The sequence below is a fragment of the Gemmobacter megaterium genome (assembly GCF_900156815.1).
Classification (GTDB): Bacteria; Pseudomonadota; Alphaproteobacteria; order Rhodobacterales; family Rhodobacteraceae; genus Wagnerdoeblera; species Wagnerdoeblera megaterium.
In genome coordinates this window covers 1-24,765 of record NZ_FTOT01000007.1, presented here as the reverse complement: position 1 = coordinate 24,765, position 24,765 = coordinate 1, and the positions used below count along the sequence as shown (strand labels likewise).

General features: G+C 63.0%; 31 protein-coding genes. 18 read left to right on the top strand and 13 right to left on the bottom strand.

Going from position 1 to position 24,765, the window contains the following annotated elements:
• Positions 1 to 46: 46 nt before the first annotated feature.
• Positions 47 to 931, bottom strand: coding sequence for a tRNA 2-thiocytidine(32) synthetase TtcA (gene ttcA / locus BW970_RS15360; RefSeq protein WP_076533065.1), 885 nt, complete (start codon positions 929 to 931; stop codon positions 47 to 49).
• 76 nt (positions 932 to 1,007) lie between these two features.
• Positions 1,008 to 1,448, bottom strand: coding sequence for a type 2 periplasmic-binding domain-containing protein (locus tag BW970_RS15355; RefSeq protein ID WP_076533063.1), 441 nt, complete (start codon positions 1,446 to 1,448; stop codon positions 1,008 to 1,010).
• 113 nt (positions 1,449 to 1,561) lie between these two features.
• Between BW970_RS15355 and BW970_RS15350 the strand changes: the two genes are divergently transcribed.
• The 3 genes from BW970_RS15350 (at position 1,562) to BW970_RS15340 (ending at position 5,013) form a co-directional block, all read left to right on the top strand.
• Positions 1,562 to 2,257: an HAD family hydrolase gene (locus BW970_RS15350; protein ID WP_076533061.1), complete on the top strand. Its 696-nt coding sequence runs from the start codon at positions 1,562 to 1,564 to the stop codon at positions 2,255 to 2,257.
• A gap of 283 nt (positions 2,258 to 2,540) precedes the next feature.
• Entirely contained in the window at positions 2,541 to 4,319 is a 1,779-nt protein-coding gene (locus tag BW970_RS15345; protein ID WP_076533387.1) for a D-alanyl-D-alanine carboxypeptidase family protein, read from the top strand.
• Positions 4,320 to 4,329: 10 nt separating this feature from the next.
• Complete coding sequence (locus BW970_RS15340) at positions 4,330 to 5,013, top strand: fumarylacetoacetate hydrolase family protein (protein WP_076533059.1); 684 nt, start codon at positions 4,330 to 4,332, stop codon at positions 5,011 to 5,013.
• Between the two features lie 52 nt (positions 5,014 to 5,065).
• On the opposite strand, the gene BW970_RS15335 is transcribed toward BW970_RS15340, so the two are convergent.
• The 3 genes from BW970_RS15335 to BW970_RS15325 are packed head-to-tail and all read right to left on the bottom strand — an operon-like array spanning position 5,066 to position 7,148.
• A complete protein-coding gene (locus BW970_RS15335; protein WP_076533056.1) occupies positions 5,066 to 6,124 on the bottom strand; it encodes a pyridoxal phosphate-dependent aminotransferase in 1,059 nt (352 codons plus the stop codon).
• Between the two features lie 60 nt (positions 6,125 to 6,184).
• Positions 6,185 to 6,889 carry a winged helix-turn-helix domain-containing protein gene (locus BW970_RS15330; protein ID WP_076533054.1) on the bottom strand — a complete coding sequence of 235 codons (705 nt, stop codon included), beginning with the start codon at positions 6,887 to 6,889 and terminating at the stop codon, positions 6,185 to 6,187.
• Positions 6,861 to 7,148 carry a hypothetical protein gene (locus BW970_RS15325; RefSeq protein WP_076533052.1) on the bottom strand — a complete coding sequence of 96 codons (288 nt, stop codon included), beginning with the start codon at positions 7,146 to 7,148 and terminating at the stop codon, positions 6,861 to 6,863. The genes BW970_RS15330 and BW970_RS15325 overlap by 29 nt, the downstream gene beginning before the upstream one ends.
• Before the next feature lie 223 nt (positions 7,149 to 7,371).
• Here BW970_RS15325 and BW970_RS15320 point away from each other — a divergent pair, with 223 nt between their 5' ends.
• The 4 genes from BW970_RS15320 (at position 7,372) to BW970_RS15305 (ending at position 10,784) form a co-directional block, all read left to right on the top strand.
• Positions 7,372 to 7,782: a hypothetical protein gene (locus BW970_RS15320; protein WP_076533042.1), complete on the top strand. Its 411-nt coding sequence runs from the start codon at positions 7,372 to 7,374 to the stop codon at positions 7,780 to 7,782.
• Between the two features lie 129 nt (positions 7,783 to 7,911).
• A complete protein-coding gene (locus BW970_RS15315) occupies positions 7,912 to 8,538 on the top strand; it encodes a ribonuclease HII (RefSeq protein WP_076533040.1) in 627 nt (208 codons plus the stop codon).
• 88 nt (positions 8,539 to 8,626) lie between these two features.
• The gene (locus tag BW970_RS15310; protein WP_076533037.1) at positions 8,627 to 9,733 is read left to right on the top strand and encodes a site-specific DNA-methyltransferase; all 1,107 of its coding nucleotides are present in this window, start codon (positions 8,627 to 8,629) and stop codon (positions 9,731 to 9,733) included.
• A 133-nt stretch (positions 9,734 to 9,866) separates the two neighbouring features.
• Positions 9,867 to 10,784: a glucokinase gene (locus BW970_RS15305; protein ID WP_076533035.1), complete on the top strand. Its 918-nt coding sequence runs from the start codon at positions 9,867 to 9,869 to the stop codon at positions 10,782 to 10,784.
• 75 nt (positions 10,785 to 10,859) lie between these two features.
• Here the strand turns inward: BW970_RS15305 and BW970_RS15300 are convergent, their stop codons facing one another.
• On the bottom strand, positions 10,860 to 12,032 hold the full coding sequence (locus BW970_RS15300) for a MalY/PatB family protein (protein ID WP_076533032.1): 1,173 nt from the start codon (positions 12,030 to 12,032) through the stop codon (positions 10,860 to 10,862).
• A gap of 205 nt (positions 12,033 to 12,237) precedes the next feature.
• Between BW970_RS15300 and def (BW970_RS15295) the strand changes: the two genes are divergently transcribed.
• From def (BW970_RS15295) to fmt, 4 genes are all read left to right on the top strand, one after another.
• Positions 12,238 to 12,756, top strand: a complete 519-nt coding sequence (gene def / locus BW970_RS15295) for a peptide deformylase (RefSeq protein WP_076533029.1) — start codon at positions 12,238 to 12,240, stop codon at positions 12,754 to 12,756.
• 122 nt (positions 12,757 to 12,878) lie between these two features.
• Positions 12,879 to 13,388 carry a peptide deformylase gene (gene def / locus BW970_RS15290; RefSeq protein ID WP_076533027.1) on the top strand — a complete coding sequence of 170 codons (510 nt, stop codon included), beginning with the start codon at positions 12,879 to 12,881 and terminating at the stop codon, positions 13,386 to 13,388.
• 35 nt (positions 13,389 to 13,423) lie between these two features.
• Positions 13,424 to 13,921: a peptide deformylase gene (def, locus tag BW970_RS15285; protein WP_076533025.1), complete on the top strand. Its 498-nt coding sequence runs from the start codon at positions 13,424 to 13,426 to the stop codon at positions 13,919 to 13,921.
• Positions 13,921 to 14,823 carry a methionyl-tRNA formyltransferase gene (gene fmt, locus BW970_RS15280; protein ID WP_076533023.1) on the top strand — a complete coding sequence of 301 codons (903 nt, stop codon included), beginning with the start codon at positions 13,921 to 13,923 and terminating at the stop codon, positions 14,821 to 14,823. Before def (BW970_RS15285) ends, fmt begins: the two co-directional genes overlap by 1 nt.
• Positions 14,824 to 14,833: 10 nt before the next feature.
• Here fmt and BW970_RS15275 read toward each other — a convergent pair whose 3' ends face one another.
• Positions 14,834 to 15,556 carry a ComF family protein gene (locus tag BW970_RS15275; RefSeq protein WP_076533022.1) on the bottom strand — a complete coding sequence of 241 codons (723 nt, stop codon included), beginning with the start codon at positions 15,554 to 15,556 and terminating at the stop codon, positions 14,834 to 14,836.
• Positions 15,557 to 15,581: 25 nt separating this feature from the next.
• Between BW970_RS15275 and BW970_RS15270 the strand changes: the two genes are divergently transcribed.
• Positions 15,582 to 16,406, top strand: a complete 825-nt coding sequence (locus BW970_RS15270; protein WP_083701331.1) for a methyltransferase domain-containing protein — start codon at positions 15,582 to 15,584, stop codon at positions 16,404 to 16,406.
• Between the two features lie 63 nt (positions 16,407 to 16,469).
• Entirely contained in the window at positions 16,470 to 17,516 is a 1,047-nt protein-coding gene (gene hemH / locus BW970_RS15265; RefSeq protein ID WP_076533018.1) for a ferrochelatase, read from the top strand.
• A 98-nt stretch (positions 17,517 to 17,614) separates the two neighbouring features.
• Here hemH and BW970_RS20940 read toward each other — a convergent pair whose 3' ends face one another.
• Both BW970_RS20940 and BW970_RS15260 read right to left on the bottom strand, forming a co-directional pair.
• A complete protein-coding gene (locus BW970_RS20940) occupies positions 17,615 to 17,791 on the bottom strand; it encodes a hypothetical protein (protein ID WP_188475570.1) in 177 nt (58 codons plus the stop codon).
• Between the two features lie 144 nt (positions 17,792 to 17,935).
• On the bottom strand, positions 17,936 to 18,541 hold the full coding sequence (locus BW970_RS15260; protein WP_076533016.1) for a L,D-transpeptidase: 606 nt from the start codon (positions 18,539 to 18,541) through the stop codon (positions 17,936 to 17,938).
• Positions 18,542 to 18,776: 235 nt separating this feature from the next.
• Here BW970_RS15260 and dalA point away from each other — a divergent pair, with 235 nt between their 5' ends.
• Complete coding sequence (gene dalA, locus BW970_RS15255) at positions 18,777 to 19,289, top strand: divisome-associated lipoprotein DalA (protein WP_371870139.1); 513 nt, start codon at positions 18,777 to 18,779, stop codon at positions 19,287 to 19,289.
• A gap of 5 nt (positions 19,290 to 19,294) precedes the next feature.
• Here the strand turns inward: dalA and BW970_RS15250 are convergent, their stop codons facing one another.
• On the bottom strand, positions 19,295 to 20,017 hold the full coding sequence (locus tag BW970_RS15250) for a phosphodiester glycosidase family protein (RefSeq protein WP_076533012.1): 723 nt from the start codon (positions 20,015 to 20,017) through the stop codon (positions 19,295 to 19,297).
• The gene (gene rbfA, locus BW970_RS15245) at positions 20,007 to 20,426 is read right to left on the bottom strand and encodes a 30S ribosome-binding factor RbfA (RefSeq protein WP_144038970.1); all 420 of its coding nucleotides are present in this window, start codon (positions 20,424 to 20,426) and stop codon (positions 20,007 to 20,009) included. The genes BW970_RS15250 and rbfA overlap by 11 nt, the downstream gene beginning before the upstream one ends.
• A gap of 163 nt (positions 20,427 to 20,589) precedes the next feature.
• Between rbfA and dapB the strand changes: the two genes are divergently transcribed.
• Positions 20,590 to 21,399, top strand: coding sequence for a 4-hydroxy-tetrahydrodipicolinate reductase (dapB, locus tag BW970_RS15240; RefSeq protein WP_076533010.1), 810 nt, complete (start codon positions 20,590 to 20,592; stop codon positions 21,397 to 21,399).
• Position 21,400: 1 nt separating this feature from the next.
• Positions 21,401 to 21,622, top strand: a complete 222-nt coding sequence (locus BW970_RS15235) for a WGR domain-containing protein (RefSeq protein ID WP_229740538.1) — start codon at positions 21,401 to 21,403, stop codon at positions 21,620 to 21,622.
• A gap of 36 nt (positions 21,623 to 21,658) precedes the next feature.
• Here BW970_RS15235 and BW970_RS15230 read toward each other — a convergent pair whose 3' ends face one another.
• Both BW970_RS15230 and BW970_RS15225 read right to left on the bottom strand, forming a co-directional pair.
• On the bottom strand, positions 21,659 to 22,141 hold the full coding sequence (locus tag BW970_RS15230; protein ID WP_076533006.1) for a fasciclin domain-containing protein: 483 nt from the start codon (positions 22,139 to 22,141) through the stop codon (positions 21,659 to 21,661).
• A 175-nt stretch (positions 22,142 to 22,316) separates the two neighbouring features.
• Positions 22,317 to 22,751, bottom strand: coding sequence for a DUF302 domain-containing protein (locus BW970_RS15225; protein WP_076533004.1), 435 nt, complete (start codon positions 22,749 to 22,751; stop codon positions 22,317 to 22,319).
• 164 nt (positions 22,752 to 22,915) lie between these two features.
• Here BW970_RS15225 and msrP point away from each other — a divergent pair, with 164 nt between their 5' ends.
• Together msrP and msrQ are read left to right on the top strand one after the other, a co-directional pair.
• On the top strand, positions 22,916 to 23,815 hold the full coding sequence (msrP, locus tag BW970_RS15220; RefSeq protein WP_076533003.1) for a protein-methionine-sulfoxide reductase catalytic subunit MsrP: 900 nt from the start codon (positions 22,916 to 22,918) through the stop codon (positions 23,813 to 23,815).
• Positions 23,815 to 24,444 carry a protein-methionine-sulfoxide reductase heme-binding subunit MsrQ gene (msrQ, locus tag BW970_RS15215; protein ID WP_229740537.1) on the top strand — a complete coding sequence of 210 codons (630 nt, stop codon included), beginning with the start codon at positions 23,815 to 23,817 and terminating at the stop codon, positions 24,442 to 24,444. Before msrP ends, msrQ begins: the two co-directional genes overlap by 1 nt.
• Positions 24,445 to 24,765: the final 321 nt, after the last annotated feature.

Sequence of the window (24,765 nt, the reverse complement as noted above, 5' to 3'; positions counted from 1 at the left end):
GGACCATCCGGCCTGATCAGACTAGCGCCACAACCTAACCACTTTCTTAAGGCGCATCCCTCAGGATCGGGGGCACGACGGCCTCATCCGGCTGCACCGCCCGTTCCCTGTTCAGGTCCAGCCCGAGAAAGTCGAACAGCCCTGGATCGGGAAGATGCGACGGGCGCGTGTTCATCAGGGCACGGAACATGATGTTGCGCCGGCCCGGTGTGCGCCGTTCCCATTCATCAAGCAGCGCCTTGACCTGCATACGCTGCAACCCGTCCTGCGATCCGCACAGATCGCAAGGAATGACGGGGTAGTTCATCGCGCGGGCAAAGCGGTCGCAATCCGCTTCGGCGACAAAGGACAGCGGACGATAGACGAACAGGTCGCCTTCTTCATTGACCAGCTTGGGTGGCATGGTGGCCAGCCGACCGCCGTGAAACAGGTTCATGAAGAATGTTTCCAGAATATCGTCGCGGTGATGGCCCAGCACCACGGCAGAGCAACCCTCCTCGCGCGCGATTCGGTACAGGTTGCCCCGCCGCAGGCGTGAACACAGCGCGCAATAGGTACGGCCCTGCGGCACCTTGTCGACGACAATGGAATAGGTGTCCTGATACTCGATGCGATGCGGCACACCCATGCGGGTCAGGAATTCCGGCAGCACAGTTGCAGGAAACCCCGGTTGCCCCTGATCCAGATTGCAGGCCAGCAGATCGACAGGCAGCAGGCCGCGCCATTTCAACTCGTGCAGAACGGCCAGCATCGTATAGCTGTCCTTGCCGCCGGACAAACAGACCAGCCAGCGCGCACCGGGCTGGATCATGCCGTAGGTCTCGATCGCCAACCTTACCTCCTGCACCAGTCGTTTGCGCAGCTTGCGGAACTCGGTGGACTTGGGTGCCCCGTGGAACAGGGGGTGGATGTCGTCGGCTTGGTCCAGCATCGTAGCCTCGTGGGGGAACGTGAGGGGTATGCCAGAAAGCGGCGGCAGTGCCTAGATGGCGTATCCGGCCAGTCGCCTAGTGTGCGCCGAAGCCATGCGAGACGATCACGTCCCAGGCTTCGGGCGTCATCAGGAATTCCATGAAGGATCTTGCCACGGGGTTTTGCGCGCCGTCTCGCAGCAGTACCGCGTCGCGCGGGCGGGTCGCGCCGTCGCCGCCCGCAGCGCCCATGGCATATGTCATCAGGGATTCGGGCGCGGCCCGGCCATCTTCGGCCAGACGGGCAGGCAGGTCGGCGTCGGGGGCGAGCAGAACGTCGGCTGCCGTGCCTTCGAGGGCCGGGCCCGCCGCCACCATCAGCACCAGATCGTGCCCGGTTTGCGCAGAAAACATCTGCGCCAAGGCCGATGCGACCGGGGCAAATCCCGGATCCACGGCCACGGTGGCGGCCGAGGCCTGGGCCTGTTGTGTCACAAGTCCGAGAGCCAGTCCCAGCACAGCCAGCAAGCGGATCATGCGCCACTCCTTCCCAAACTTCCCCGAATTGACCCAGCCGCGTCGCGCGGTCAAGCAGTGCCTTGCGGATACAGGAGAGTTGAGCCAAACCAAGCCGAGATGGAGGCGCGCCCATGCAGATCACCACCATCGGCTTTGATGCCGACGACACGCTTTGGCACAACGAGTCCTTCTATCGTCTGACACAGGACCATGTGATGGGACTGCTGGCCGACCATGCGCCGCGCGATCACCTTGAAGACCGGCTGCTGGACGCAGAACGCCGGAACATCGGCCATTATGGCTATGGTGTGAAAGGATTTACACTTTCGCTGATCGAAACCGCGATCGAAGTGACCAATGGCCAGGTGCCTGCGTCGGTGATCGCCGAGATCATGGCTGCGGGCCGCGATTTGCTGGCGCACCCCCTGGAGTTGCTTCCGCACGCGCGCGACGCGGTCGAGGCGCTTTCGTCCAGCCATTGCATCGTGCTGATCACCAAGGGTGATTTGCTGCACCAGGAGCGCAAGCTGGCGCAATCGGGGCTTGGTGATCTGTTTCACGGGGTGGAAATCGTTTCGGAGAAGACCCCCGAGACCTATGCGCGTGTGTTCGCGCGGCATGGTGATGGATCAGACCGGGCGCTGATGGTGGGCAATTCCATGAAATCGGATGTGGTGCCCGCGATTCGGGCCGGGGGCTGGGGGGTATATGTGCCCCATGGCCAGACCTGGGCGCTTGAACATGCCGAGGCGCCTTCCGACCATCCGCGGTTCCGCGAATTGCCGGACCTTGGCCGATTGCCCGCACTGGTTGCGGCATTGGGTTGATTACGGCGAAAATGTGTTCTTCTTGCGGCGATGCTGCGGCGGTGTGGCAGTGTTAGTGGTCCACCGCTGTCGGCCTACGAAATCCGCGATGCGCGAAATGTAGCTTTGGCGGAAAAGCCACTGATCTTTGAGGGTTTTCTGAAATATTCGCTTGTGCTACCTTTTGAAGGTCATCCGGCAAAAAGACCGGAGTCGAGGCAGAACAAGGACAAGAACCGTGATCGGGTCAGGGACTTTGCGTCCGGGCGAGCGCGCCCGCAGGCTTGCCGTATCGGCATTCTTCATGATGGTGATGTTGCTGGCGCCTGCGCTGGCCTTGGCCGCGCCGTTTGCTGGCATCGTGATGGATGCCAGGACCGGAAAGGTGTTATGGGAACAGAACGCCGACACGCGCCTGCATCCCGCCTCGCTGACCAAGATGCTGACGCTGTATATCGCCTTTGATGCGGTGCGGCGTGGCGAGATTTCGCTGGACGACATGGTCACGGTTTCTGCGAATGCAGCGGCAAAACCCCCGTCCCGACTTGGACTGCGTACCGGGCAGAAGATCAGCCTTCGACATCTGATCCGGGCGGCGGCGATCAAATCCGGCAATGACGCCGCGAGCGCTATCGGTGATCACATCTCGGGGTCCGAGGCGGCCTTTGCCGCCCGGATGAACCGTACCGCCAAGGCGCTGGGTATGACGCGATCGACGTTCCGCAATGCGAACGGGCTGACAGCAGAGGGCCATCTGTCGACGGCGCGGGACATGACCTTGCTTGGCCGGCGGTTGTTCTACGATTTCCCCGAGTACTATGGCTTGTTCTCGCGGCTGACCGAAGATGCGGGAATCGCCAAGGTTGCCAATACCAACCGCCGTTTCCTGGAGGGGTATCGCGGGGCCGACGGGATCAAGACCGGCTTCACCAATGCGGCAGGCTTCAACCTGACCGCATCGGCCGAACGCGGCAACAAACGCCTGATCGCCACTGTGTTCGGAGGCACATCCACCGCACAGCGCAACGCGCGGGTCGCGGAACTTCTGGATATCGGGTTTGGTAATGCTCCGGCAACGGTTCGCACCAGCCCGCCGCCTCCGGTGGCGCTTGATCAGGTGGCCGTTGCGGCGCCGGCCACGGCTGGCGGGGCGGGAAAGACAATTCGGCTGAAGACCGCGCGCGACAGTTCCCCGCGCCCATTGCGCCGCCCCGATCTGGTCGCACCCGAGGCGGTGGCACAGGTGACGAGCGGTGTGGCAGATGTTCTGGCCGGTCTGGCAGCGCCCTCACCGGATGCAGGTTCGGTGTTGGCCAGTGTCGCACCGCCGCAGCCCCGGCCCGAAACCTTGGTGGCGGCTGCCGAAGCCGCCGTCGAGTCGCTTGCCCCAGAATCTACCCCCGCGCCGTTGATCGCGGCCCCGCCTCCCCGGCCCGAAGCCTTGCTGGCCGAAGCCGTCGAGGTTGAAGCGCCGGAGGAGGTAGAACTCGCCGCGCTCGCTCCGACACCAGAGGTGACGCCATTCCAGGTTGTCGATGCGGCTGGCGGAACGCTGGCATTGCCGGGCGATCCGTTGACGGAGGATCTGGCGGACGCAGAGCTGCCGGACGAACTGCATGTGCCCTTGGCCGAAGACGTCGACACATTGCCCGGCACCATCCGCACCGCTGGTGCGTTGGTTGTCCCGGATTTGCTGGACCCGACCACGACGCGGCGCCCCCGTGCGCGCCCTGGCGAGATTGTGATGACCATGGCAGCAGTCGCCGAGACCCCGGAGATCCCGCAAAAGATCGAGCGTACGGTCGCGGCCGCAACCGGCGAAGTGGTCAGCCGTGTCTCTACGTCGGGCGGGCGCCATTGGGCCATCACGCTTGGCAAGTTCAACAACCGCGGCACGGCAGAACGCGCGTTGCTGCAAACCGCCCTGTCCGAAACCCGCACGCTTGACGGAGCCTTGCGCAAGGTTGTACAGCGCGGCGCCGCATGGGAAGCGACATTTGCCGGTTTGACCCAGGATCAGGCGGATCTTGCCTGTCGGCGTCTGCAAGCCCGCGCCATCGGCTGTTTCACCCTCGGGCCCTGAGGAGCTTCACTTGGAATACGTTTTCCCCCCCGCCCCGGTTCCATCCTTGCCGGTACAGGGCAGTGATGCGCGGTTTCCTGTGCGTCGCATATTCTGTGTTGGGCGCAACTACGCCGAGCACGCCAAGGAAATGGGGGCCGACACCCGCGAGCCGCCGTTCTTTTTTACCAAACCCGCCGATGCGCTGGTTGCGGATGGGGCGGTTCTGGATTGGCCGCTGGCCACGTCGGACCTACACCACGAGGCCGAGCTTGTCGTGGCGATTGGCAAATCCGGCCGCGATCTGACGCCCGACGCGGCGGCTGCGCTGGTCTGGGGGTATGCGCCGGGCATCGACCTCACCCGCCGCGACATGCAATCCGAGGCCAAGGCGATGCGCCGTCCGTGGGATATGTCCAAGGGTTTTGACGAATCGGCCCCCTGCGGCACGCTGGTTCCCGTGGCTGTCAGCGGTGCGATGGTCTCGGGACGTATCACCTGTACCGTGTCCGGAGAGATTCGGCAGGATGGTGATGTGGCCGATATGATATGGGACGTGCCGCATATCGTTTCGCATCTGTCCGGTCTGGTCGAACTTGCGCAGGGCGATCTCATCTTCACCGGAACCCCCGCAGGGGTGGGGCCGGTGCTGCCCGGCGAATCCTGCCGGGTCGAGATTGCGGGGTTGGGCGCGGTCGAGGTCCGTATCGGCTGATACATCCGCAAAGCTGCCTGGGATGGGCAAGTCCGATCCCAGGCGCGTCGCATCAGCGCAGGATTTCTGCGGTGGCAGCCAAAAGCGCGGCGCATTCCGTGGTTGTTCCGACCGAGATCCGAAGCCAGTTCCGAATGCGGTCCTGCCTGAAGTGCCGCACCAATATGCCGCGCTCGCGCAGAGCTGCCAGAATGGCTTCGGCGCGAAGACGGTGATGAGAGGCCAGCAGGAAGTTTGCGGCCGACGGCAGAACCTCGAAGCCCTGCGCGCGCAGGCCGCTGGCCATGGCATCGCGATCCGCCATCACCTGTTTCCGGGTGCTGTCGAACCAGTCGCGGTCCTGCCAGGCGGCCAATGCGCCAGCCAGCGCCAGGCGGCCCAGCGGATAGGAGTTGAAACTGTCCTTTACCCGCACAAGCCCCTCGATCAGATGTGGCTGGCCCAAGGCCAACCCCACCCGCAACCCCGCCAGACTGCGCGATTTCGAGAAAGTATGGATCACCAGCAGATTGTCATGCGCCGGGATCAGACTGGCGGCCGTTTCGGCGCCAAAGTCCACATAGGCCTCGTCCACGATCACGACCACATCGGGGTTTGCGCGCAGAACCGCCTCGATGGCCATAAGGTTCAGTGGAATCCCCGTGGGGGCATTCGGATTGGCGATCACGATTCCCGCACATGGGCCGCGGTACATGGTGACATCACAGCTGAAATCCTCGCTCAGCGGGATCAGCCGGTGTGCCAGGCCATAGAGCCTGCAATAGGTGGGATAGAAGCTGTACGTGACATCGGCGAACAGAACCGCGCCACCGCCGCCAAAAAAGGCGTTGAATGCATGTGCCAGCACCTCGTCTGACCCATTCCCGGCAAACACATGCGCGGGGGTCAGTCCGAACCTGTCTGCCACCGCCGCCCGCAGATCGCCCGCCACCGGATCGGGATACAGGCGCAGCCCGTCGCCGGTCGCCGCCCGGATCGCCTCCAGCGCGCGGGGCGAAGGGCCGTGAGGATTCTCGTTGGTGTTCAGCTTGAGGAACGGACGGTCCTTTGGCTGCTCGCCGGGCACATAGGGCACGAGCGACTGCACAAGGGGGCTCCAGAATCGGCTCATGTCACACCTCGGGGCTGGCCTGCACTGCCGGTAGCGTGGTGGCATCGGGCCGACAAGGCCCTAATCCATGCGGATCGCCGCCTTGTCGATGGCCAGCACATAGCCCTTGCGCGCGATGGTCTTGATCAACAGTTCGCTGACCAACTGGTTTCCCAGCGCATCACGCAACCGTTTGATTCGCGTGGCGCCCGCCGCCTCCTCGCAATCAGCCGAGGATTTGCCGGAGATCATGGCCTCGATCTGCACGCCGGTCAGCACCTCGTCATCCATCCGCGCCTCGGCCAGCACGGCCAGCGTCTCGATGGCGGCGGCGGTCAGCGGGAACTCCATGCTGTTCAGCGTCACGGTATTCTCGGCCCGGCTGATACTCAGCGAGGCAACCTGGATGCCCGCCTGCCGCATCTCGCGGATACGCCGGTTCAGCGCGACGATGGTTACCAGAAACACCAGGGCCGCCCCCAGCAATGCGGTGGAAAACACCAGCAGGACAAAGATCACCATGCGATAGCTGATCAGCACCTCGGAAAATGTGGTGCCCGACTGCGCAAGGATTTCCAGCAGCTTGATTTCGGTCGCGCCGCGCAGTTGGTCGTTCTCCATGAACAACCGCTCGATCCGTGCATTGAAGGCATTGGCATCGGGCAGGTTCAGGAACAAGAACACCGCCGCCGCCAGCAGAATGACGACCACCGTCGCCATACCCAGTGCAACCGTCCGTCTGCCCCGCCGCAACGCGTCAATAGCGGAGGAAATAGGCGCCGGCATTGCCCTTCCTTTCGTTCAGCCCTTCGGGTCCGAAGACGCTGACCACGTTCAGCAGTGTCCAGCCCTGCGCGCTCAGGCGGGGCGCGATTTCCGCGCGGGCGGCGCCGGGCGAACAGGCACCGTCAGACACCTGCATGACGCCATAATGCAGGCGCAGGGGGTTGTCCTGCTTGGCCTTGTAATCGGCATAGCAGGCGGCTTGCGCGGGCAGCGCAAACCCGGCGGCCAACACGGCCGCAAGCGCAAAGGTTCGGTGCATCGGGGTCTCCCTTCCGGTCGATGCTGTCAGGATGGGCAGCCGTGCGCGGTTATGCAATGTCTTGCCCGACACGATGGTTGTTATCCCATGACAAGCAATAAACCGCGTGCGTGTTATCCCATGACCGCGCCGTGATTTTGCCTGACCATGCGACCGGACGCAGGGTGGACCTATCCCGGCCAGGGCACTCCGCCCGGCGGGCCGTGACGAAAGGAAAACACCTATGACCCTGTTCCGCCCTGCCACCCGCAAGATTGTCAGCGCCCTTGGCGCGGCTGCGATTGCCATGGGGGCCATGACTGCAACGGCATTGCCGGCCCGTGCGAATTCCGACGATGTCATGAAGGTGATCGCCGGTGTCGCGGCCATCGCCATCATCGGCTCGGCGCTCAACGACAGCAACCGCCATCGCCAGCCCGCGCCGGTCATGCGGCCTGAACCACCGCGCCCCCATCCCGGTTGGCGTCCGGCGCCGCCGCCGCGCCATGGCTGGCACCATCCGCAGCCGCCGCGTCCGCCCGTCGTGCAGTACCGGCCCCATCCGTGTGGCCCCTATGGATGCGCGCGCGCCGGGCATGGGCAGCCGCCCCGGCATGGCTGGAAAGACCCGCGCCCCTACCGGCCCAGCCGCTGATCAGGAGCCCTTCGCCTTGGTCCGACGATCCAGCGGGCAGGAAGGCGTCGGTTTGCCGACGGCTGGGGGGCGCAAGGCCCCCCGCCTTTTCCATTGCGTGCGGCGTTAGGGCGGGGCATCACCTGACCCATGCCTGATTTCAGTTTCGAATCCTTGGCCATCGCCCGTGGCGCCACCCGTATCGCCGGGGTGGACGAGGTAGGGCGCGGTCCGCTTTGCGGCCCGGTCACGGCCGCTGCGGTGATCCTGGATCCCGCCCGCATCCCGCAAGGCCTGGCCGATAGCAAGACCCTGTCGCCGGGCCGCCGTGTTCAGATCGCCGTAGACATAGCCGCCAGTGCCGTGGTTTGCGTCGCCCATGCGACGGTCGAGGAAATAGACGCCCTGAACATCCTGCGGGCCAGTCATCTGGCAATGCGTCGCGCGCTGGAAGGATTGTCGCTGGCCGCCGATCATGCCCTGATCGACGGCAATCGCCTGCCGCCCGATCTGCCGTGTACGGCCGAAACTGTGGTGAAGGGCGATGCTCTTTCGCTGTCCATCGCGGCCGCTTCGATCATGGCCAAAGTCGCGCGTGACGCGATCATGGTGGATCTTTCGCAACAGTATCCCGGCTATGGTTGGGAGCGGAACGCGGGCTATCCAACCAAGGATCACCTTCGGGCGCTCCTAGATTTAGGCGTAACGCCCGTTCATAGACGCTCCTTCCGGCCAGTGCACAATATCTTGTATCAAGACAAAACCATAACCTCTTGATTCAAAAAACAATTTGACCGCGAATCGGGTTTGAATCAGACTCAGCCTCACAACAGCGCGACCAACGTGCGGGTACCAGAGGCAGAAGATGGCTGTAAGAACCAAGCTACCGGAGGCGCCCGCGCTTCCGCTGAATCAGATTTTGGCCGGCGATTGCATCGACGTGATGCGGTCGCTGCCCGAGGCATCGGTGGATCTGATCTTTGCGGATCCGCCCTACAATCTTCAGCTTAAGGGCGAATTGCATCGCCCTGACAATTCGCGTGTAGATGCGGTTGACGATCACTGGGACCAGTTTTCCAGCTTTGCGGCCTATGACAAGTTCACCCGCGACTGGCTTGCTGCGGCACGACGCCTGCTCAAGCCCAATGGGGCGATCTGGGTGATCGGCAGCTATCACAACATCTTTCGTGTCGGGTCGGCGTTGCAGGATGCTGGTTACTGGATCCTGAACGATGTTGTCTGGCGCAAGTCGAATCCCATGCCGAACTTTCGCGGCAAGCGTCTGACCAACGCACATGAAACGATGATCTGGGCGTCGAAGTCCGAAGCTGCGAAATACACGTTCAACTATGACGCGCTGAAGGCGCTGAACGAAGGTGTTCAGATGCGGTCCGACTGGGTGCTGCCGATCTGTACGGGGCACGAGCGGCTGAAGGATGCGAACGGCGACAAGGCGCATCCGACGCAGAAGCCTGAATCGCTCTTGCACCGCGTGTTGGTCGGTTCGACAAATCCGGGCGATGTGGTGCTTGATCCGTTTTTCGGCACCGGCACGACGGGCGCCGTGGCCAAGATGCTGGGTCGCCAGTTCATCGGTATCGAACGGGAAGACTCCTACCGCGAGGCCGCAGCACAGCGGATTGCGCGGGTCCGGCCCTATGACGCATCGGCGCTGGAGACCTCCGGGTCCAAGCGTGCCGAGCCGCGCGTGCCCTTTGGCCAGTTGGTCGAACGGGGCATGTTGCGTCCGGGCGAGGTTCTGGTCGGTCCGCGCGGGTCTACGGCCAAGGTGCGCGCCGACGGCACGCTTGTGGGGGACCGGATGACCGGCTCCATTCATCAGGTCGGAGCGCATTACGAGGGCGCCCCCAGTTGCAACGGCTGGACCTACTGGCATTTCAAGCGCGAAGGGAAGATGGTTCCCATCGACTTCCTGCGCCAGCAGATCCGCGCGGAACTGGGCGAACACTAAGCACAATCGGCCTTCCGCCGGTGTTCCGCGGCACCCGTCGCAGGAACACACCTGCCGCGCCTGCAATGGCGCGGCCTTTTTGGCCTTCGGGTCTTTGATGGGCAGGCAGGATGCGCCAGATTCCGGGGGCTGAATGACCATCCTGATTGCTGATATCGGGGGCACCAACTGCCGCTTTGCCTTGGGTCGGCAGACTGTGCTGCCTGATACGGTCGCACGGTTTCGTCTGAAGGATCATCACGGGTTCGATGCGGCGTTGGATCACTATCTGGCGGGTCAGGGGCAGCCGGTTCTGACATCCGCCTGTCTTGCTGTTGCGGGCCCGGTCATTGGCGCCTGCGCCCAGCTTACCAACAGCGGTTGGTCGCTGGATGCTTCGGTTCTGGCCGGGCGGCTTGGCGTGGATGTGACCTTGGTGAACGATCTGGTCGCATTGGGCCATGCCTTGCCGCATCTGTCATCGGCTGCGACAGTTCCGCTTCATGCTCCGGCCCAGCGGTATCCGAACGGCCAGTCCGTTGTCGTTGGTCTTGGGACCGGGACCAATATCGCCGCCGTGATCCACCGCGCCGAACGGCCCCCCGCCGTGCTTTCCGCAGAGGCCGGGCATCTGAGCTTGCCAGGTTCGATCACCCGCCGCTTGGAAGGCCGCATCGGTGCCGGAATGTCGGCGTTCCATTCGGCCGAGTCGATATTTTCCGGCAGGGGCCTTGCGGCGCTGCACACGGCCCTGCACGGAGCCACTGTGCCATCTTTGGCGCTGACATCGCATCCCGAGGTGCCAGAGGCCGGGGAAACGCTGTCGCTTCACGCCGAACTTCTGGGGGTCTGGTTACAGGAGATTGCCCTGTTGACCCTTCCGCGCAATGGAATCTGGCTTGCGGGCGGCGTTGCGCAGGGTCTGGTCCGTGCGGGGTATGCTACAGTGATCGCCGAGGCTTTCGCCGCGCCCAACAGCAACAATGGGCCGACAGGGGCCATTCCGATGCATCTGATCACCGATGACCTTGCCGCGCTGACGGGATGTCTCGCGGCTGTTCGTCAGGCGTGACCGGCTTGCGGGACTGATCGAGACATTCCGGGTGGCGGAGGGTGGGCCCCGATGAGGCCACACCCTGAACATGCGCTACTGCAAATCGCTGAAGGCTTTTTGCAGCCGTTCCACAGCCTCGATGACCCGCGCACGCGGCGTTGCCAGATTGAACCGCAGACAGCTTTCCCCCCCGACCCCGAAGGTCGAGCCGTGGTTGGCCGCGATGCCTGCTTCCTGTTCCACGCGGCGGGTGAACTCCTCGACCTCCATCCCGGTCCCTGCAAAATCGACCCAGGCCAGATAGGTTGCCTCCAGCGCCATTGATTGCACACCGGGAATTGCGTTCACGCCAGCGTCAAACACTTTGCGGTTGCCATCCAGATAGTCGACCAGCGCATCGACCCATGCCGCGCCTTCGGGTGAATAGGCCGCCGTCGCCATCACCAAGCCAAAGGAGTTGCCAGAGATGCCAAGTCCGAACAGCGTATCCGCCACCCGCTTGCGCAGTGCCGGATCGGGGATGATGATATTGCCGGTGTGTCCCCCCGCGATGTTGAAGGTCTTGGTCGTCGCGGTCATCATGACGATGCGGTCCAGCGCGTCGGGCGCGGCCTTGGCCATCACGGTGTGTTTCGATCCGGCGAACACCAGATCGTGGTGGATTTCATCCGACACCAGAATCAGGTCATGCCGCTGGCAAAAGGCTGCCACCTCCTTGAGCTCATCCTGGGACCAGACACGCCCGCCCGGATTGTGGGGGGAGCACAGGATCAGCATTTTGGTGCCGGGGTCTATCATGCTGTCCCAGGTGGCCAGGTCCATCTCAAGCCGCCCGTTCTCTGACGTCAGCGGCAGTTCGACCAGCCGCCGCCCGGAACCACGCACCACCTTGCCAAATGCGTGATAGACCGGCGCCATCACCGCCACCCCCTCGCCCGGCGCGGTGAAGGTGTGGACACACAGCGCGGTGCCGTTCACCAGACCGTGGGCCGTCAGGATGGCATCATCCTCGACCTCCCAGTCGTGCCTCGTCTGCATCCACCAGCGGATCGCGGCCTTATAGGCGCTGTCGTCACCGAAATAGCCATAGATGCCGTGATCCAGCATCCCTTGCAGGGCGGACTGTACGCAGGCAGGTGGACGAAAATCCATGTCGGCCACCCACATAGAGATGCCCGTATCGCCGGGTACGGCGTAGAGCTTGTCCATCATGTCCCATTTGGCCGAATGGGTGCCACGGCGTTCGATGATCTCGTCAAAGTTCATACTGTGTCGTCCTGCGTGCTGTACGGGGTCTGATTGTTCCAGATATTGCACCATCATCGGGAAATCATCCCGATAATCCGGCGCTATACGAAAAATGCACCTATGCCTGTGATGATCGCCCGGATTTTGTCCTCATTCGATCGTGGTGTTCCGGGTCGTTGCCGCACCATTGCACGATTGGCTGGCATTCTCTAGATCATCTGGCATGACCCTGTGCCCCATCCTCATCCATCCCGACCCGCGGCTCAAGAAGCGCTGCACCCCCGTCACCGATTTCGGCAGTGACCTTCAGGAGCTTGCCAAGGATATGCTGGTGACCATGTACGAGGCGCCCGGTATCGGCCTTGCTGCGCCGCAGATCGGCGTGATGAAGCGGGTGATCGTGATGGATTGCATGAAGGCGCCGGAACCACCGCGGCCGATGGTGCTGATCAACCCGGAGATCCTCTGGTCGTCGGAAGAAAAGAACACCTATGAGGAGGGGTGCCTGTCGATTCCCGACCAATATGCCGAAGTGACCCGTCCGGCCGAAGTCAGGGTTCGCTGGAATGATCTGGATGGTGCGGTGCAGGAAGACCAGTTTGATGGCCTGTGGGCGACCTGTGTCCAGCACGAGATCGACCATCTGGACGGCAAGCTGTTCATTGACTACCTCGGGCCAATCAAGCGCCAACTGATCACGCGGAAGATGGAGAAGCTCAAACGCGACCGCGCGCGGGGCTGAACCGTCCCATTGCCCATTCCGCTGTTGCACATGTCGCGGGCGGCCACGGAATTCGTGCTTCCCTTACCTGTGGATCCAGGGCCCCATGGACGCAGAAAAACCCCGGTGCTAGGTGCAGACACATGGCTGTTCTACCGATCCTTACGTTTCCAGATTCGCGCCTGCGCCGCCTTTGTCTGCCGGTGACAGGTATAGACGACAGCCTGCGCGCGCTTGCCGCCGATATGCTGGAAACCATGTACGCCGCGCAGGGCCGTGGTTTGGCCGGTCCGCAAGTCGGGGTTCTTTTGCGCATGTTCGTCATGGACGTGGGCTGGAAAGAGGGCGCACCCTCGCCCCAAGTCTGCATCAACCCCGAAGTTCTCGATGCGTCGGAGGACGTGGTCACGCGGACAGAGGGCTGCCTGTCGATTCCCGATGTTGCCTGTCCGGTTGCTCGCCCCGCCGAAATCACCCTGCGTTGGACCACCCTTGATGGTGTGGTGCTGCAAGAGCGGCTATCTGGTTTCGCCGCGACCTGCGCCCAGCACGAACTGGATCATCTGAACGGGCGCCTGTGCATTGATCTGCTGGACGAGCCGGTACGTTTCGCCGCCTCGTCAGTACTTGCCGCCATGCGCAATCCCGCCTGATCCAGGGCGATTGCAAGCCATAGGAGCCGCCGCCCGTGCAACGCCCATTCGTTTTCTGGCCTGACAAGCGCCTTCGCACGGCGGCCGCTCCGGTGACGGCCATCACTGACGATGTCCGCGCGATCTGGGCCGACATGGTGGAAACCATGGATGCGATGCCCGGCTATGGGCTGGCGGCGCCGCAGATCGGGGTCATGCTGTGTCTTGCGGTGGTCGATTGTTCGGAAGACCGGGGCAAGGCCGTGCTGATGGCAAACCCCGAAATCCTCCATGCATCGGGGCAAATGCGCGAACACGAGGAGGCATCGCCAAACCTTCCGGGTGTGTCGGCCACCATATCGCGCCCGCGTGCGGTGACTGTGCGATTCCTGAATGCGGATGGCCAGATGGAGGACCGTGACTTTGTTCATCTGTGGGCGACGTCGGTGCAGCACCAGATTGATCACCTGCAAGGCCGGATGTATTTCGACCGGCTCAGCCCGCTGAAGCGCCAGATGCTGTTGAAGCGTGCGGCCAAGCTGGGAGGGCGGTGATGCGCGTCGTATTCATGGGGACGCCGGAGTTTTCTGTGCCCGCGCTGAATGCCGTGGCCGCAGAACACGAGGTTGTTGCGGCCTATACCCAGCCCCCCCGCCCCGCCGGGCGCGGCCAGCAGTTGCGCCCCTCGCCTGTGCAGGCACGGGCAGAGGCGCTTGGTATTCCGGTGCGCCATCCGAAATCGCTTCGGACACCAGAGGCGCAAGCGGATTTTGCGGCGTTGAATGCAGATGTCGCCGTAGTCGTCGCGTATGGTCTGATCCTGCCCCAAGTCGTGCTTGATGCCCCGCGCCACGGTTGTTTGAACATCCACGCCTCGTTGTTGCCACGCTGGCGGGGGGCGGCGCCGATTCATCGGGCCATCATGGCGGGAGATTCCGAAACGGGCGTCTGCATCATGCAAATGGAGGCGGGGCTCGACACCGGCCCTGTCTTGCTGCGCGAGGCTGTTGCGATCAGCGAGTCGGAAACCACGGCGGATTTGCAGGATCGGCTGTCGGTCCTAGGCGCCGGGCTGATTGTCAGGGCCTTGGCGCGACTGCCCGATCTTGTTCCCGAACCGCAGCCGGATCTTGGCGTTACATACGCCAGGAAGATCGACAAGGCCGAAGCGCGGGTGGACTGGACATTGCCGGCAACGCAGATTGCACTGATGATCAGGGGCCTGTCACCATTCCCCGGAGCCTGGTGCCAGATGGGACAAGAGCGGCTGAAGCTTTTGCGCGCAACGACAGCCGATGGTGCGGGCGTGCCCGGCGAGATTCTGACAGGTTCGGGCCTGCGTGTGGCCTGTGGCACCGGAGCTGTCGACATTACCCATGTCCAGCGCGAGGGAAAGCGCGCCTTGCCGGTGATCGAGGCGTTGCGGGGCCTGTCATTGCCCGAACGTCTGGGCTGAGGTTGCGCGATCACTGATGGGTGACACGGGCAAGGACCAGAATTGAAACCTGTTTCACACCGCCAGCCTTGAGGGCGTCGGTGGCTGCGGCAAGAGTGGCGCCAGAAGTCATCACATCATCGACCAGCAGCACATGACCCTCCGCAGCATGTTGGATCTGCCGGGGATTTGGCCGCAACGCGCCGGAAAGATTGCGAAAGCGTGCGTCTCGTCCCTTGCCCTCCTGGCTTTGCGTGTGGCGGGTGCGACTCAAGAGGTCGGGGATGTGGCGCAACCCGGTGACACAGGCGACACGCGCTGACAACAGCGCCGACTGATTTGCGCGGCGGCGCAGCAGGCGGATCCAATGCAGCGGGACGGGCGCCACGATCATGCCGGGTTCCAGGATTGGCGCGGCGGCGCGGGCCATCCAGTCGCCCAGCGGGCGCGCAAGATCAAGGCGATCGGCGTGTTTGAGTTGCAAGACCATGCGGCGGGCATTGCCGCCATAGGCGGCTGCCGCGCGGCCGCGACTCCAGGGGCGGTCCAGTCGCAGGCAGTCGTCGCACAATATGCGGGCCCCCTCGTCCTCCGTCCCTGGCAGGGGTGTGCCGCAACAATCGCAGACCAGGCCTGCGAGGAACGGCGTATCGCGCCAGCAGGAACCACACAGGGCGAACTCCTGTTCAACAGGTGTGTCGCAGCACAGGCATTGCGGTGGGTACAGCGCCCGCACCAGGGCTTGCATTTGCATTCTGTCCCCCCCTATGGTCCGGCGCATGTCCGCGCCACAGTTGACCGACCCCGACGCCCTTATGCGCAATCGCGCCCGCGCGGCACCCGCGCCGGAGCTGTTCCTGCACCATCTCGTGGCCGATGAAGTTCAGGATCGCCTGAGCGAGGTTAACAGGGCGTTTATGGACAAGGCGGTTGTCACCGCTTTTCCGCAGGTCTGGCAGTCGCGCCTGGACGGCGCGCAGATGGTGGCCGAGGCCGATGTGCTGGATCTGGCCCCGGCATCGCAGGATCTGGTGGTTCATGCGCTGGCGCTGCATTGGTCGAACGATCCGGTCGGGCAGATCATCCAGTGTGCACGGGCCCTGCGCCCGGACGGGCTGTTCATCGCGGCCCTGTTCGCAGGACAGACGCTGGCCGAATTGCGCACCGTCCTGGCCGAGGCCGAGGCGGCTGTGACGGGGGGCTTGTCGCCCCGCGTGCTACCTATGGCCGAGATTCGGGAGCTTGGGGGCCTGTTGCAACGGGCTGGCCTGGCGCTGCCGGTGGCAGACAGCCTGACACAGACTGTCAGCTACCGGGATGCGCTGCATCTGATGCAGGATCTGCGCGCGATGGGCGAAGGCAATGCGCTGTCCGGGCGGTTGCGGCGATTCACCGGGCGCAAGGTTTTCCTGCAAGCGGCGGCCTTGTATGGCGACCACTATCCCGATGCCGAATCGCGGGTGCGTGCGACCTTTGAGATTGTCTTCCTGACGGGCTGGAAGCCGCACGACAGCCAGCAAAAACCCCTGCGGCCGGGATCGGCGGCACAACGGCTGGCCGATGCGCTGAATGCCGAAGATGGCGATTGGCCGCAGGGCGGCTGATTGACCCTGCCAGAAATCCGCTTATCTGGGACATGTCCCAGCCCGGATGCCAGAGGAACTCCGATGCCCGAACCCAAGGCCACCGCCCTGCTGCCCGCCGACCACCCGCCCGTCCCGCCGCGCAAAGTTGGGGTTCTGCTGGCGAATCTCGGCACGCCTGACAATTATGACTATTGGTCGATGCGGCGCTATCTGAACGAGTTTCTGTCAGACAAGCGCGTGATCGACTTTCCGGCATGGAAGTGGCAGCCGCTGTTGCAACTGGTGATCCTGACCAAGCGACCGTTCACCAGTGGCGCGAACTACAAGCTGATCTGGAACCATGACAAGGGCGAAAGCCCCCTGATGACGATCACCAAGGTGCAGACTGCAAAGATCGCCGCCGCGATCGGCGAGCGTCATGGCGATGCGGTCATGGTCGATTTCTGTATGCGATACGGCAACCCGGCCACGGCCACCAAGGTGCGCGAGATGGTGCAGGCGGGCTGCGACAGGATCGTGTTCTTTCCGCTGTATCCGCAATATGCAGGTGCGACCACCGCGACCGCCAACGACCAGTTCTTTCGCGCGCTGATGGCGGAAAAGGCGCAGCCTGCGGCGCGTACCGTGCCCGAGTACTTTGGGCACCCTGCCTATATCGAGGCGCTGGCCCAGTCGGTGGAACGGGTCTATGCCGGGCTGGAGCGCAAGCCCGATGTGCTGGTGGCCAGCTATCACGGGATGCCGAAGCGCTACCTGATGGAGGGCGATCCCTACCACTGCAAATGCCAGAAAACCTCTCGCCTGCTGCGTGAACGGCTGGGATGGGAAAAGGGCAGCATTGATACCACGTTCCAATCCGTCTTTGGACGTGAGGAATGGCTGCGCCCCTACACGGTTGAGCATGTGGCCGACCTGGCGCGGCAGGGCAAGAAGAACATCGCTGTAATCGCACCCGCGTTTTCCGCCGATTGCATCGAGACACTCGAAGAGATTCAGGGCGAAATCCAGGAGGCCTTCGTCCATGCGGGGGGGGAGACATTCACCTATATCCCCTGCCTGAACGACGACGCTGCGCATATTTCCGCGCTGGTCACGGTGATCGAGGAGAATCTGGCTGGCTGGGTCTGACAGCCAGCCCTTTGGCTGTGGTCCGTGTCTGCCGCAGCACAAGCCAAACAAAAAGGGCGCCCGGCAAGGGGCGCCCTTTTCGTTTGACTTGCGTCAGATCACTTCGATGCAGCAGCGGCAACGATGACCAGCAGCAGCAGCGGGATCAGGATGCCCGAGGACGACGAGGTTTTGGCCTCGACAACCGGGGGTTCGACGATCGGGGTGGCCAAGCCACCGGCGAACGCGGTCGAAGCGGCCAGCGACAGGGCGGCAGCGAGAGCGATTTTCTTCATGGTAACCTCCAGATAAACCCGTAGCCAAAGGAATGAGGGCAGCTACAGGCGCGAACAAGATGCCTCGTAATCCATTCCTAACCACTGGCGCGGAGAAAACGCAACGGGGGAAAGCAGATGTCATGTGGCCCAACGGCCACGTTGTCAAATCAGCAACACCTGCGTGCCCACTTTGGACAGATCAAAGAGTTCGAGGATGTGTTCATTATAGAGACCAACACAGCCGTTGGATGAGCGCCGCCCGATCTTGCGTGTGTCGTGGGTGCCGTGGATTCGGTAGTAAGTCCACGATAGATAGAGCGCACGCACGCCAAGCGGGTTTTCGGGCGAGCCACCGGGAACCATATCCGGCCACTCGGGGTTGCGCGCCTTCATCGAGGGCGTCGGCCGCCATGGGGGATTTGTGACCTTTTGCACAACAGATGTCCGGCCGCGCCGCGTCAGATCTTCGGACAATGGCACCGAGGTCGGATAGAGGCGGTAGACCGACTGGTCTTCGGACCAGTAGTGCAAGGCGCGCGAGGTCAGGTCGACCAGGATGGCCCCATTCCTGAGGTTGTCGAAATAGGGCTGCCATTGCAACGTGCGAAAGCTGGAGATGTTGCGCCGAACGGCCCCGCCTGCGGCAGATTCCATTTCGGTTGTGCCGGTGGTCTGGGCAAGGGCGGGCATCGAAAGGCCGGTGGCCGCCATGGCGGCGGATCCAAGAAAGAGGCGGCGGTTGATGCGGTGCAGGCTGTCGCGCGACATGCGGCGGTCCTTCCGGTCGGTCTGCTCTGATCAGAGTATGTACAGTGTTATATGGGTGTCATACGCGGCCAGCCAAGCCTGCGCAATTCAAACCCCCGTTCCCCGCGCCGGGTATCGGCAGGGAATGGCCACAATCGCCGTCGATCACGCAGGCGTCATTGGCGGGGTTTGCCCCCGGACCGTCTATCATGTATGGCAGCGCAGAATACGATGATAACGAGGTGGGTTTCCTATGGTGCGTAGAAATGTGCTGCTTGCGCTGGGTGCGACCCTGTTCATGGCGGCCTGTGCCGGGGGAATCGGCGGTCAACTGGGGCCCGACGGCAAGCCCCTGCCGCAAGTCTACAAGATCCGCGAAGGCGATGTCGGACGCATCCAGTTGCGTCAGATTGATGCCGTCAACGCCATCCGCCAATCGCGCGGTCTTGTGCCGGTGCAGATGAGCGCAGAACTGAATGCGGCGGCGGCAACTCATTCGCGCGACATGTCCGTCCAGAACCGGCCATGGCATTTCGGGTCAGACGGCTCGTCGCCGATCCAGCGGGCGCAGCGGGTGGGGTATCCCGGAACCGTTCTGGGCGAGCTGATTTCCGAGACCTATGAAACGGAACTGGAAACTCTGGCCGCCTGGATGGAAGACCCGGACACCCGCGCCATCGTTCTCAACCCGGAAGCGCGGTATTTCGGCTTTTCGCTGTTCCAGGAGAAGAATGGCAAGATCTGGTGGACGATGTTGATGGGCAGCTGAGCCCGTCAGTCGCGCACAAGCCCGACCACCGGCCCCATGGGGAAGCCAAAGTCACTGCGCCCGAGATTGGGCGCGTAGATGCGCGAAATGTTCCCGTCGAAATAGAGCGCGTTGCGCAGGCCAAGTCCGTCGCGGAAAAAGCGCGCAAATTCGTGGAACGTCACGCGGCTGCCCGAGATCGCAAAGAGCGCCTGTTGTCCGTCGAGACTGATACCGACACCGTTCCGCACGTAGCGCGACGTCGAGTCGGGCAGGAATCGCGGGTGCAGATCGCCATCAATCACCAGCATCGGCCCCGATTGGCTGGCGAACCGGCAGTCCGGCCCTGATAGCCCGAATGCCCGCGATTCGGTGATTGCGAAGCTGCCGTCAGGTGCGATGCAGAACACGCCATTCGGGAGCAGGCCGAAATTGCCCGGCCCCGGCGATGTCACGAGCGGGGTGATCTCCCGGTGATTCTCTATATAGAGCCCGACCGGCGTGCGATCCGGATGATACATCCCGGCGTTCATTGCAAAGCCCAGTTTGCCGGGGGCAAGCATGGCATCGATTCCGGGAAAGTTGCCCAGAAGGCTGCCATCAGGTGCGTTCAGGAAGAGCCGGACATCCTGATCCGCCCGAACCTCGCAAAGCGTGTAGCTGGTGCCCTCGAAGCTGGTGAGGCGGCAAGGCGAGGCCATGGCAGCGCCCGCCATGGCCAATAAGGCAATAATTGCCTTACTGATCATCATCTTCGGTGTCGGGGCCCGAAATATCGCGGCGGACGCGTTCATCCGAGAACAGTCGCCGCGTTTCGTCCAGGCGATCAAACGTCTCGTCGATGCGGAACCGCAGATCCGGCGCGAACTTCAACGTGAGCGCCTTGCCGATATGATGGCGCAGCTCGCCCTTGTTGCGGGCCAGGGCCGCAATCGCCCCCTGCGGATCCGCGCCGCCAAGCGGCATGACATAGCAAGTTGCAACCTTGAGGTCGGTCGAGACGGTGACTTCGCCCACCGTGATCGACATGCGGTTGAGGTCGGGGTCATGTACGTCGGCCCGGTTCAACACGTCGGACAACGTGCGGCGGATGAGTTCGCCGACGCGAAGCTGACGTTGCGATGGGCCGGGGCCCGAGGAGAAACTGTTCTGTGCCATCACTCCCAGATAGGCGTTTCGGCGCATTCCCGCAACGGGCGGCTTTGCATGAGCGATTCCTGTGCGGTATGGAGGCAAGGATGCCCTGCGGCTGGCGCCGGGGGTTGCCTGAGCCCCGGACACCCCGAGGATATCTGATGCAAGACGAAAGCAGGGGAAGCGCATGGCCGAATTGCCGGGAATCGTGATCACTGGGGCTTCGGGCCGCATGGGGCAGATGCTGGTCCATACCGTGATGGCCAGCGATGCGGCGCGGCTGGTGGCCTGCGTGGAACGGACAGGTCATCCTTGGGTCGGGCGCGATGTCGGCGCCTGCATGGGCGGAGGCGATATCGGCGTTCTGGTGACAGACGATCCGTTGGAGGCCTTTGCGCGCGCGCAGGCCGTCATTGACTTTACCGTGCCAGCCGCGACGGTGGAGTTCGCCGCCCTCGCCGCGCAGGCGCGCGCGGTGCATGTCATCGGCACCACAGGGCTGGAGGCAGAGCACCTGGGCAGGATTGCGGCGGCATCGCGCCACGCGGTGATTGTGCGGGCCGGAAACATGAGTCTGGGCGTCAACCTGCTGGTGCAGTTGACGCGCAAGGTGGCAGCGGCGCTGGACGCGGATTGGGATATCGAAGTGGTCGAGGCCCATCACCGTATGAAGGTCGATGCGCCGTCCGGTACCGCGTTGATGCTGGGCGAGGCGGCCGCAGAGGGGCGCGGCGTGGTGCTGGACGATGTTGCGGACCGGGGCCGCGATGGCATCACCGGCGCGCGCGGTCGCGGGCGGATCGGCTTTGCAGCGATTCGGGGCGGCGATGTCGTTGGCGAGCATGATGTGATCTTCGCCGCCGACGGTGAGCGTATTGTTCTGCGCCATCTGGCCACCGACCGGGCCATCTTTGCCCGTGGGGCGCTGAAGGCGGCGCTATGGGGGCAGGGCCAGAAGCCGGGTGAATATGACATGCTTGATGTGCTGGGGTTGTAGGGTGCTGGCGCTGCTGTTCACGCGGCCGGGCCGATTCTATCGCGTCGAGGTGACGGAGAATCTCTTCGGCGAGTATTCCGTGTTGCGGGAATGGGGCGCATCAGGGTGTCGGTCGCGTCCGATCGTTTCCTGGTTTTCCAACCTTCGGGACGCCGTCGTCGCCGCAGAGTCATGGTGCGGTCGCGCAGAAAAACGCGGGTTCCGCAAGATTCGTATCGCCTGAGATGAAGCGGGCCGGGTTGCCCCGGCCCGACAAGGTTCACATCGGCGGCAGGATCACGCTGTCGATGACATGGATCACGCCATTCGAGGCCGCGATGTCTGCGGTCACGACATTTGCCTCGTTCACCTTTACTCCGCCTTCGGTCATGATGGTCACTTCGGCCCCTTGGACCGTTGCGGCCGTCATTCCGTTCGACAGGTCGGTGGACATCACCTTGCCCGGCACAACGTGGTAGGTGAGGACGGCCGTCAGCTTGTCCTTGTTCTCGGGCTTCAACAGGTCGTCGACGGTGCCTGCGGGAAGTTTCGCAAAGGCTTCGTCCGTCGGCGCAAAGACGGTGAACGGGCCTTCGCCCTTGAGCGTCTCGACCAGACCGGCGGCCTGTACGGCGGCAACGAGTGTGGTAAAGCTGCCGGCCTCCACCGCCGTATCGACGATGTCCTTGGAATGCCCATCTGCAAGGGCCGGTGCGGCCAGGAACGTCGATGCGGTCAGTGCCAGAAAAGTTCTGCGGATCATCGGTCACTCCGTATTCAGACGATGCCGACGTTGGCATCGCAGGAAATACGCAAGGGGGCGGCCACAGATCACTGTCATATTCACGTCAGGCCCCCTTGAAATCGGATCGAAAGGACCGTGACGCGGCAAACCGGACGTTTCTCACGCGGGTGTCAGGCGGCGTGAATCCACGTGATCACTCCACCGCATCCGAGATGATCGCCTCCAGCAGGTTTTGAACCTCCTGCATGGGGCCGTCGGGAAAGCTCCGATAGCCGACGGATATTTTGCCAGGCTGATCCGGCAAGGCATAGACGATGATTCCATAGGGGCAGAACTGGATATTTTCAGGATCTGCTTCCATTACTTTACGCGAGAGGCTGGCCGAGCAGAAGCTGTAGACATCGGCCTGGTCGAACACGGTGCGCGCGCCGCCGACATCTGCCTTCGTCCGCTCGAGCATTTCCCCGACATGGCTGACGGAGTCGATGACAAGGCCCTTGCCGACGATCGCGCTTTCAACGGCAAAGGCGATGTCGTCGAAGCTGCCTTCCACGGTGCGGGTGATGAACTCTGCCGAGGCGGGAGTGGCGGCTGCAAGCAAACTGGCAGCGACAAGCGTGCGGAACATGGGATCTCCTCCGGTCTGGCCAGGTTGGCCTGACGACAGAATGATGCGCAGATATGAATATGTCTACTGGCGTTGACGTGTCACGATGGCGTGACGGGGTGTATTACTTTTGCGCTGTGCTGCGAATTGCTGCGTAATCTGTCAAAGCACTGCTGGAGGTTCCAATGCGCCGATTTCGTTCCGATGATCCCCGCTGGTCGGATGTGACGCCGAAATCCCTGTTCCTGTCGCGCCGTGCCGTGCTGTCCGGGGTCGGGGCGTTCGCCGTCGCCGGTCCGGCCTTTGCGCGGTATTCGGTGGACGAGGCGCCAACCAGCCTTGAGGCCATCACCAGCTACAACAATTTCTACGAGTTCGGTTTTGGCAAGGAAGACCCCAAGCGCCATGCCGGTGCCATGACAATAGACCCGTGGTCGGTAAAGATTGACGGCCTGGTCGAGAAGCCGGGAACGTATGATCTGGCCGATGTCACGAAGGGACAGACCATCGAGGAGCGCATCTATCGCTTTCGCTGCGTGGAAGCATGGTCGATGATTGTGCCGTGGATGGGGTTCGAGCTGTCGGGGCTGCTGAACAGGGTCGGTGTCCTGCCGGGGGCGAAATATGTGGCCTTCGAGACGCTTGCCCGACCCGAAGAAATGCCGGGGGTGCGCAAGATGAACCTCGACTATCCCTATGTCGAAGGTCTGCGTCTTGATGAGGCGATGCATCCGCTGACGTTGATGGCCACCGGCCTCTATGGTGAGCCGATGCCGAAGCAGAATGGCGCACCTATCCGGCTGGTGGTGCCGTGGAAGTATGGGTTCAAGTCGATCAAGTCGATTGTCCGCATCAGCCTGATGGACCGCGAGCCGCCTACCACCTGGAACATGCTGCAACCGCAGGAGTACGGGTTCTATGCGAACGTGAACCCGCAGGTCGATCATCCGCGCTGGAGCCAGGCCAGCGAACGCCGGATCGGTGAGGGGTTGTTTGCCAAGCGGCGCGACACGCTGATGTTCAATGGGTATGCAGACGAAGTCGCCGGATTATACGCTGGCATGGATCTGGCGCGCTTCTACTGATGCCACCCGTCGCCCTGATGCCGATTGCCAGCCGGGCGAACCGTGGGCTGCGCCGGGTGCCGACCGCAGCGGTCTGGCTGGGCGGGCTGATTCCCGCACTCTGGTTGGTCTGGTTGCTTGCGAATGGCGGTCTTGGTCCCGACCCTGTGCGCCCCTTGGAGCACGAGTTGGGCATCTGGTCGCTGCGTTTCCTCATTGCGGCGCTCTGCGTATCGCCACTCTTGCGGGCCACCGGGGTGAACCTGATCCGGTTCCGCCGCGCCATCGGAGTGCTGGGTTTCGGGTATGCCGCGCTGCATCTGATGGTGTGGCTGGTGCTGGACATCCAGTTGCGCTGGGACGAGATCGCGCGCGATCTGGTAAAACGCCCCTATATCACCATCGGCATGTTGGCGTTCGTGCTTCTGGTGCCGTTGGCGGCAACCAGCACCAATGGCGCCATCCGGCGGATGGGGGGTGCCGCCTGGCGGCAACTGCATCTGCTGGCCTGGCCGGCGACAATCGCCGGGGCCTTGCACTACCTGATGGTGGTGAAGGCCTGGCCGCCGGAGCCCATCGTCTACCTGGGTATTGTCCTGGGCCTTGTCGTTCTGCGTTTGGGACGGATTCGCCGCTCAGCGCCGGCCTGATCTGCGGGCCTTTGCGAACCTTGCGCTCCAAGGGTGCCAAATTGAACAGAAATTTCTCCACCAGCCCGCCGGGGAGGGTGTTTCCCGGTCTTTCTTGAAAAACGACGGTTCTGCGAAATTTTCCTCTTGCAGCCCCCGGCGAACCTCCCTAAATACCGCCTCACCGAAGCGGACCAGACGGGAAGCGACGGTGGCGGAAGTGGAAGCTGAGGCGGAAGCGGACGTCGACAATCTGGGAAGGATGGTCGAGTTGGCCCGGTGAGAGTTGGGTCGGTTCGGTTGTTTTTTGTTCTGGATTGTTGTGCTCTTTGACATTGATGG

Excerpts from the sequence above, each read along its gene's own strand:
- BW970_RS15315 (WP_076533040.1), top strand. The coding sequence starts at position 7,912 with ATGCCTGATTTCAGTTTCGAATCCTTGGCCATCGCCCGTGGCGCCACC.
- def (WP_076533029.1), top strand. The coding sequence starts at position 12,238 with ATGACCCTGTGCCCCATCCTCATCCATCCCGACCCGCGGCTCAAGAAG.
- BW970_RS15320 (WP_076533042.1), top strand. The coding sequence starts at position 7,372 with ATGACCCTGTTCCGCCCTGCCACCCGCAAGATTGTCAGCGCCCTTGGC.
- BW970_RS15330 (WP_076533054.1), bottom strand. The coding sequence starts at position 6,889 with ATGCCGGCGCCTATTTCCTCCGCTATTGACGCGTTGCGGCGGGGCAGA.
- BW970_RS15250 (WP_076533012.1), bottom strand. The coding sequence starts at position 20,017 with ATGATCAGTAAGGCAATTATTGCCTTATTGGCCATGGCGGGCGCTGCC.
- BW970_RS15345 (WP_076533387.1), top strand. The coding sequence starts at position 2,541 with ATGATGGTGATGTTGCTGGCGCCTGCGCTGGCCTTGGCCGCGCCGTTT.
- BW970_RS15270 (WP_083701331.1), top strand. The coding sequence starts at position 15,582 with ATGTCCGCGCCACAGTTGACCGACCCCGACGCCCTTATGCGCAATCGC.
- BW970_RS15355 (WP_076533063.1), bottom strand. The coding sequence starts at position 1,448 with ATGATCCGCTTGCTGGCTGTGCTGGGACTGGCTCTCGGACTTGTGACA.
- BW970_RS15225 (WP_076533004.1), bottom strand. The coding sequence starts at position 22,751 with ATGTTCCGCACGCTTGTCGCTGCCAGTTTGCTTGCAGCCGCCACTCCC.
- BW970_RS15310 (WP_076533037.1), top strand. The coding sequence starts at position 8,627 with ATGGCTGTAAGAACCAAGCTACCGGAGGCGCCCGCGCTTCCGCTGAAT.
- msrP (WP_076533003.1), top strand. The coding sequence starts at position 22,916 with ATGCGCCGATTTCGTTCCGATGATCCCCGCTGGTCGGATGTGACGCCG.
- BW970_RS15260 (WP_076533016.1), bottom strand. The coding sequence starts at position 18,541 with ATGTCGCGCGACAGCCTGCACCGCATCAACCGCCGCCTCTTTCTTGGA.
- BW970_RS20940 (WP_188475570.1), bottom strand. The coding sequence starts at position 17,791 with ATGAAGAAAATCGCTCTCGCTGCCGCCCTGTCGCTGGCCGCTTCGACC.
- msrQ (WP_229740537.1), top strand. The coding sequence starts at position 23,815 with ATGCCACCCGTCGCCCTGATGCCGATTGCCAGCCGGGCGAACCGTGGG.
- BW970_RS15325 (WP_076533052.1), bottom strand. The coding sequence starts at position 7,148 with ATGCACCGAACCTTTGCGCTTGCGGCCGTGTTGGCCGCCGGGTTTGCG.
- BW970_RS15230 (WP_076533006.1), bottom strand. The coding sequence starts at position 22,141 with ATGATCCGCAGAACTTTTCTGGCACTGACCGCATCGACGTTCCTGGCC.
- def (WP_076533027.1), top strand. The coding sequence starts at position 12,879 with ATGGCTGTTCTACCGATCCTTACGTTTCCAGATTCGCGCCTGCGCCGC.
- fmt (WP_076533023.1), top strand. The coding sequence starts at position 13,921 with ATGCGCGTCGTATTCATGGGGACGCCGGAGTTTTCTGTGCCCGCGCTG.
- ttcA (WP_076533065.1), bottom strand. The coding sequence starts at position 931 with ATGCTGGACCAAGCCGACGACATCCACCCCCTGTTCCACGGGGCACCC.
- BW970_RS15300 (WP_076533032.1), bottom strand. The coding sequence starts at position 12,032 with ATGAACTTTGACGAGATCATCGAACGCCGTGGCACCCATTCGGCCAAA.
- BW970_RS15305 (WP_076533035.1), top strand. The coding sequence starts at position 9,867 with ATGACCATCCTGATTGCTGATATCGGGGGCACCAACTGCCGCTTTGCC.
- BW970_RS15350 (WP_076533061.1), top strand. The coding sequence starts at position 1,562 with ATGCAGATCACCACCATCGGCTTTGATGCCGACGACACGCTTTGGCAC.
- rbfA (WP_144038970.1), bottom strand. The coding sequence starts at position 20,426 with ATGGCACAGAACAGTTTCTCCTCGGGCCCCGGCCCATCGCAACGTCAG.
- hemH (WP_076533018.1), top strand. The coding sequence starts at position 16,470 with ATGCCCGAACCCAAGGCCACCGCCCTGCTGCCCGCCGACCACCCGCCC.
- dapB (WP_076533010.1), top strand. The coding sequence starts at position 20,590 with ATGGCCGAATTGCCGGGAATCGTGATCACTGGGGCTTCGGGCCGCATG.
- BW970_RS15335 (WP_076533056.1), bottom strand. The coding sequence starts at position 6,124 with ATGAGCCGATTCTGGAGCCCCCTTGTGCAGTCGCTCGTGCCCTATGTG.
- BW970_RS15275 (WP_076533022.1), bottom strand. The coding sequence starts at position 15,556 with ATGCAAATGCAAGCCCTGGTGCGGGCGCTGTACCCACCGCAATGCCTG.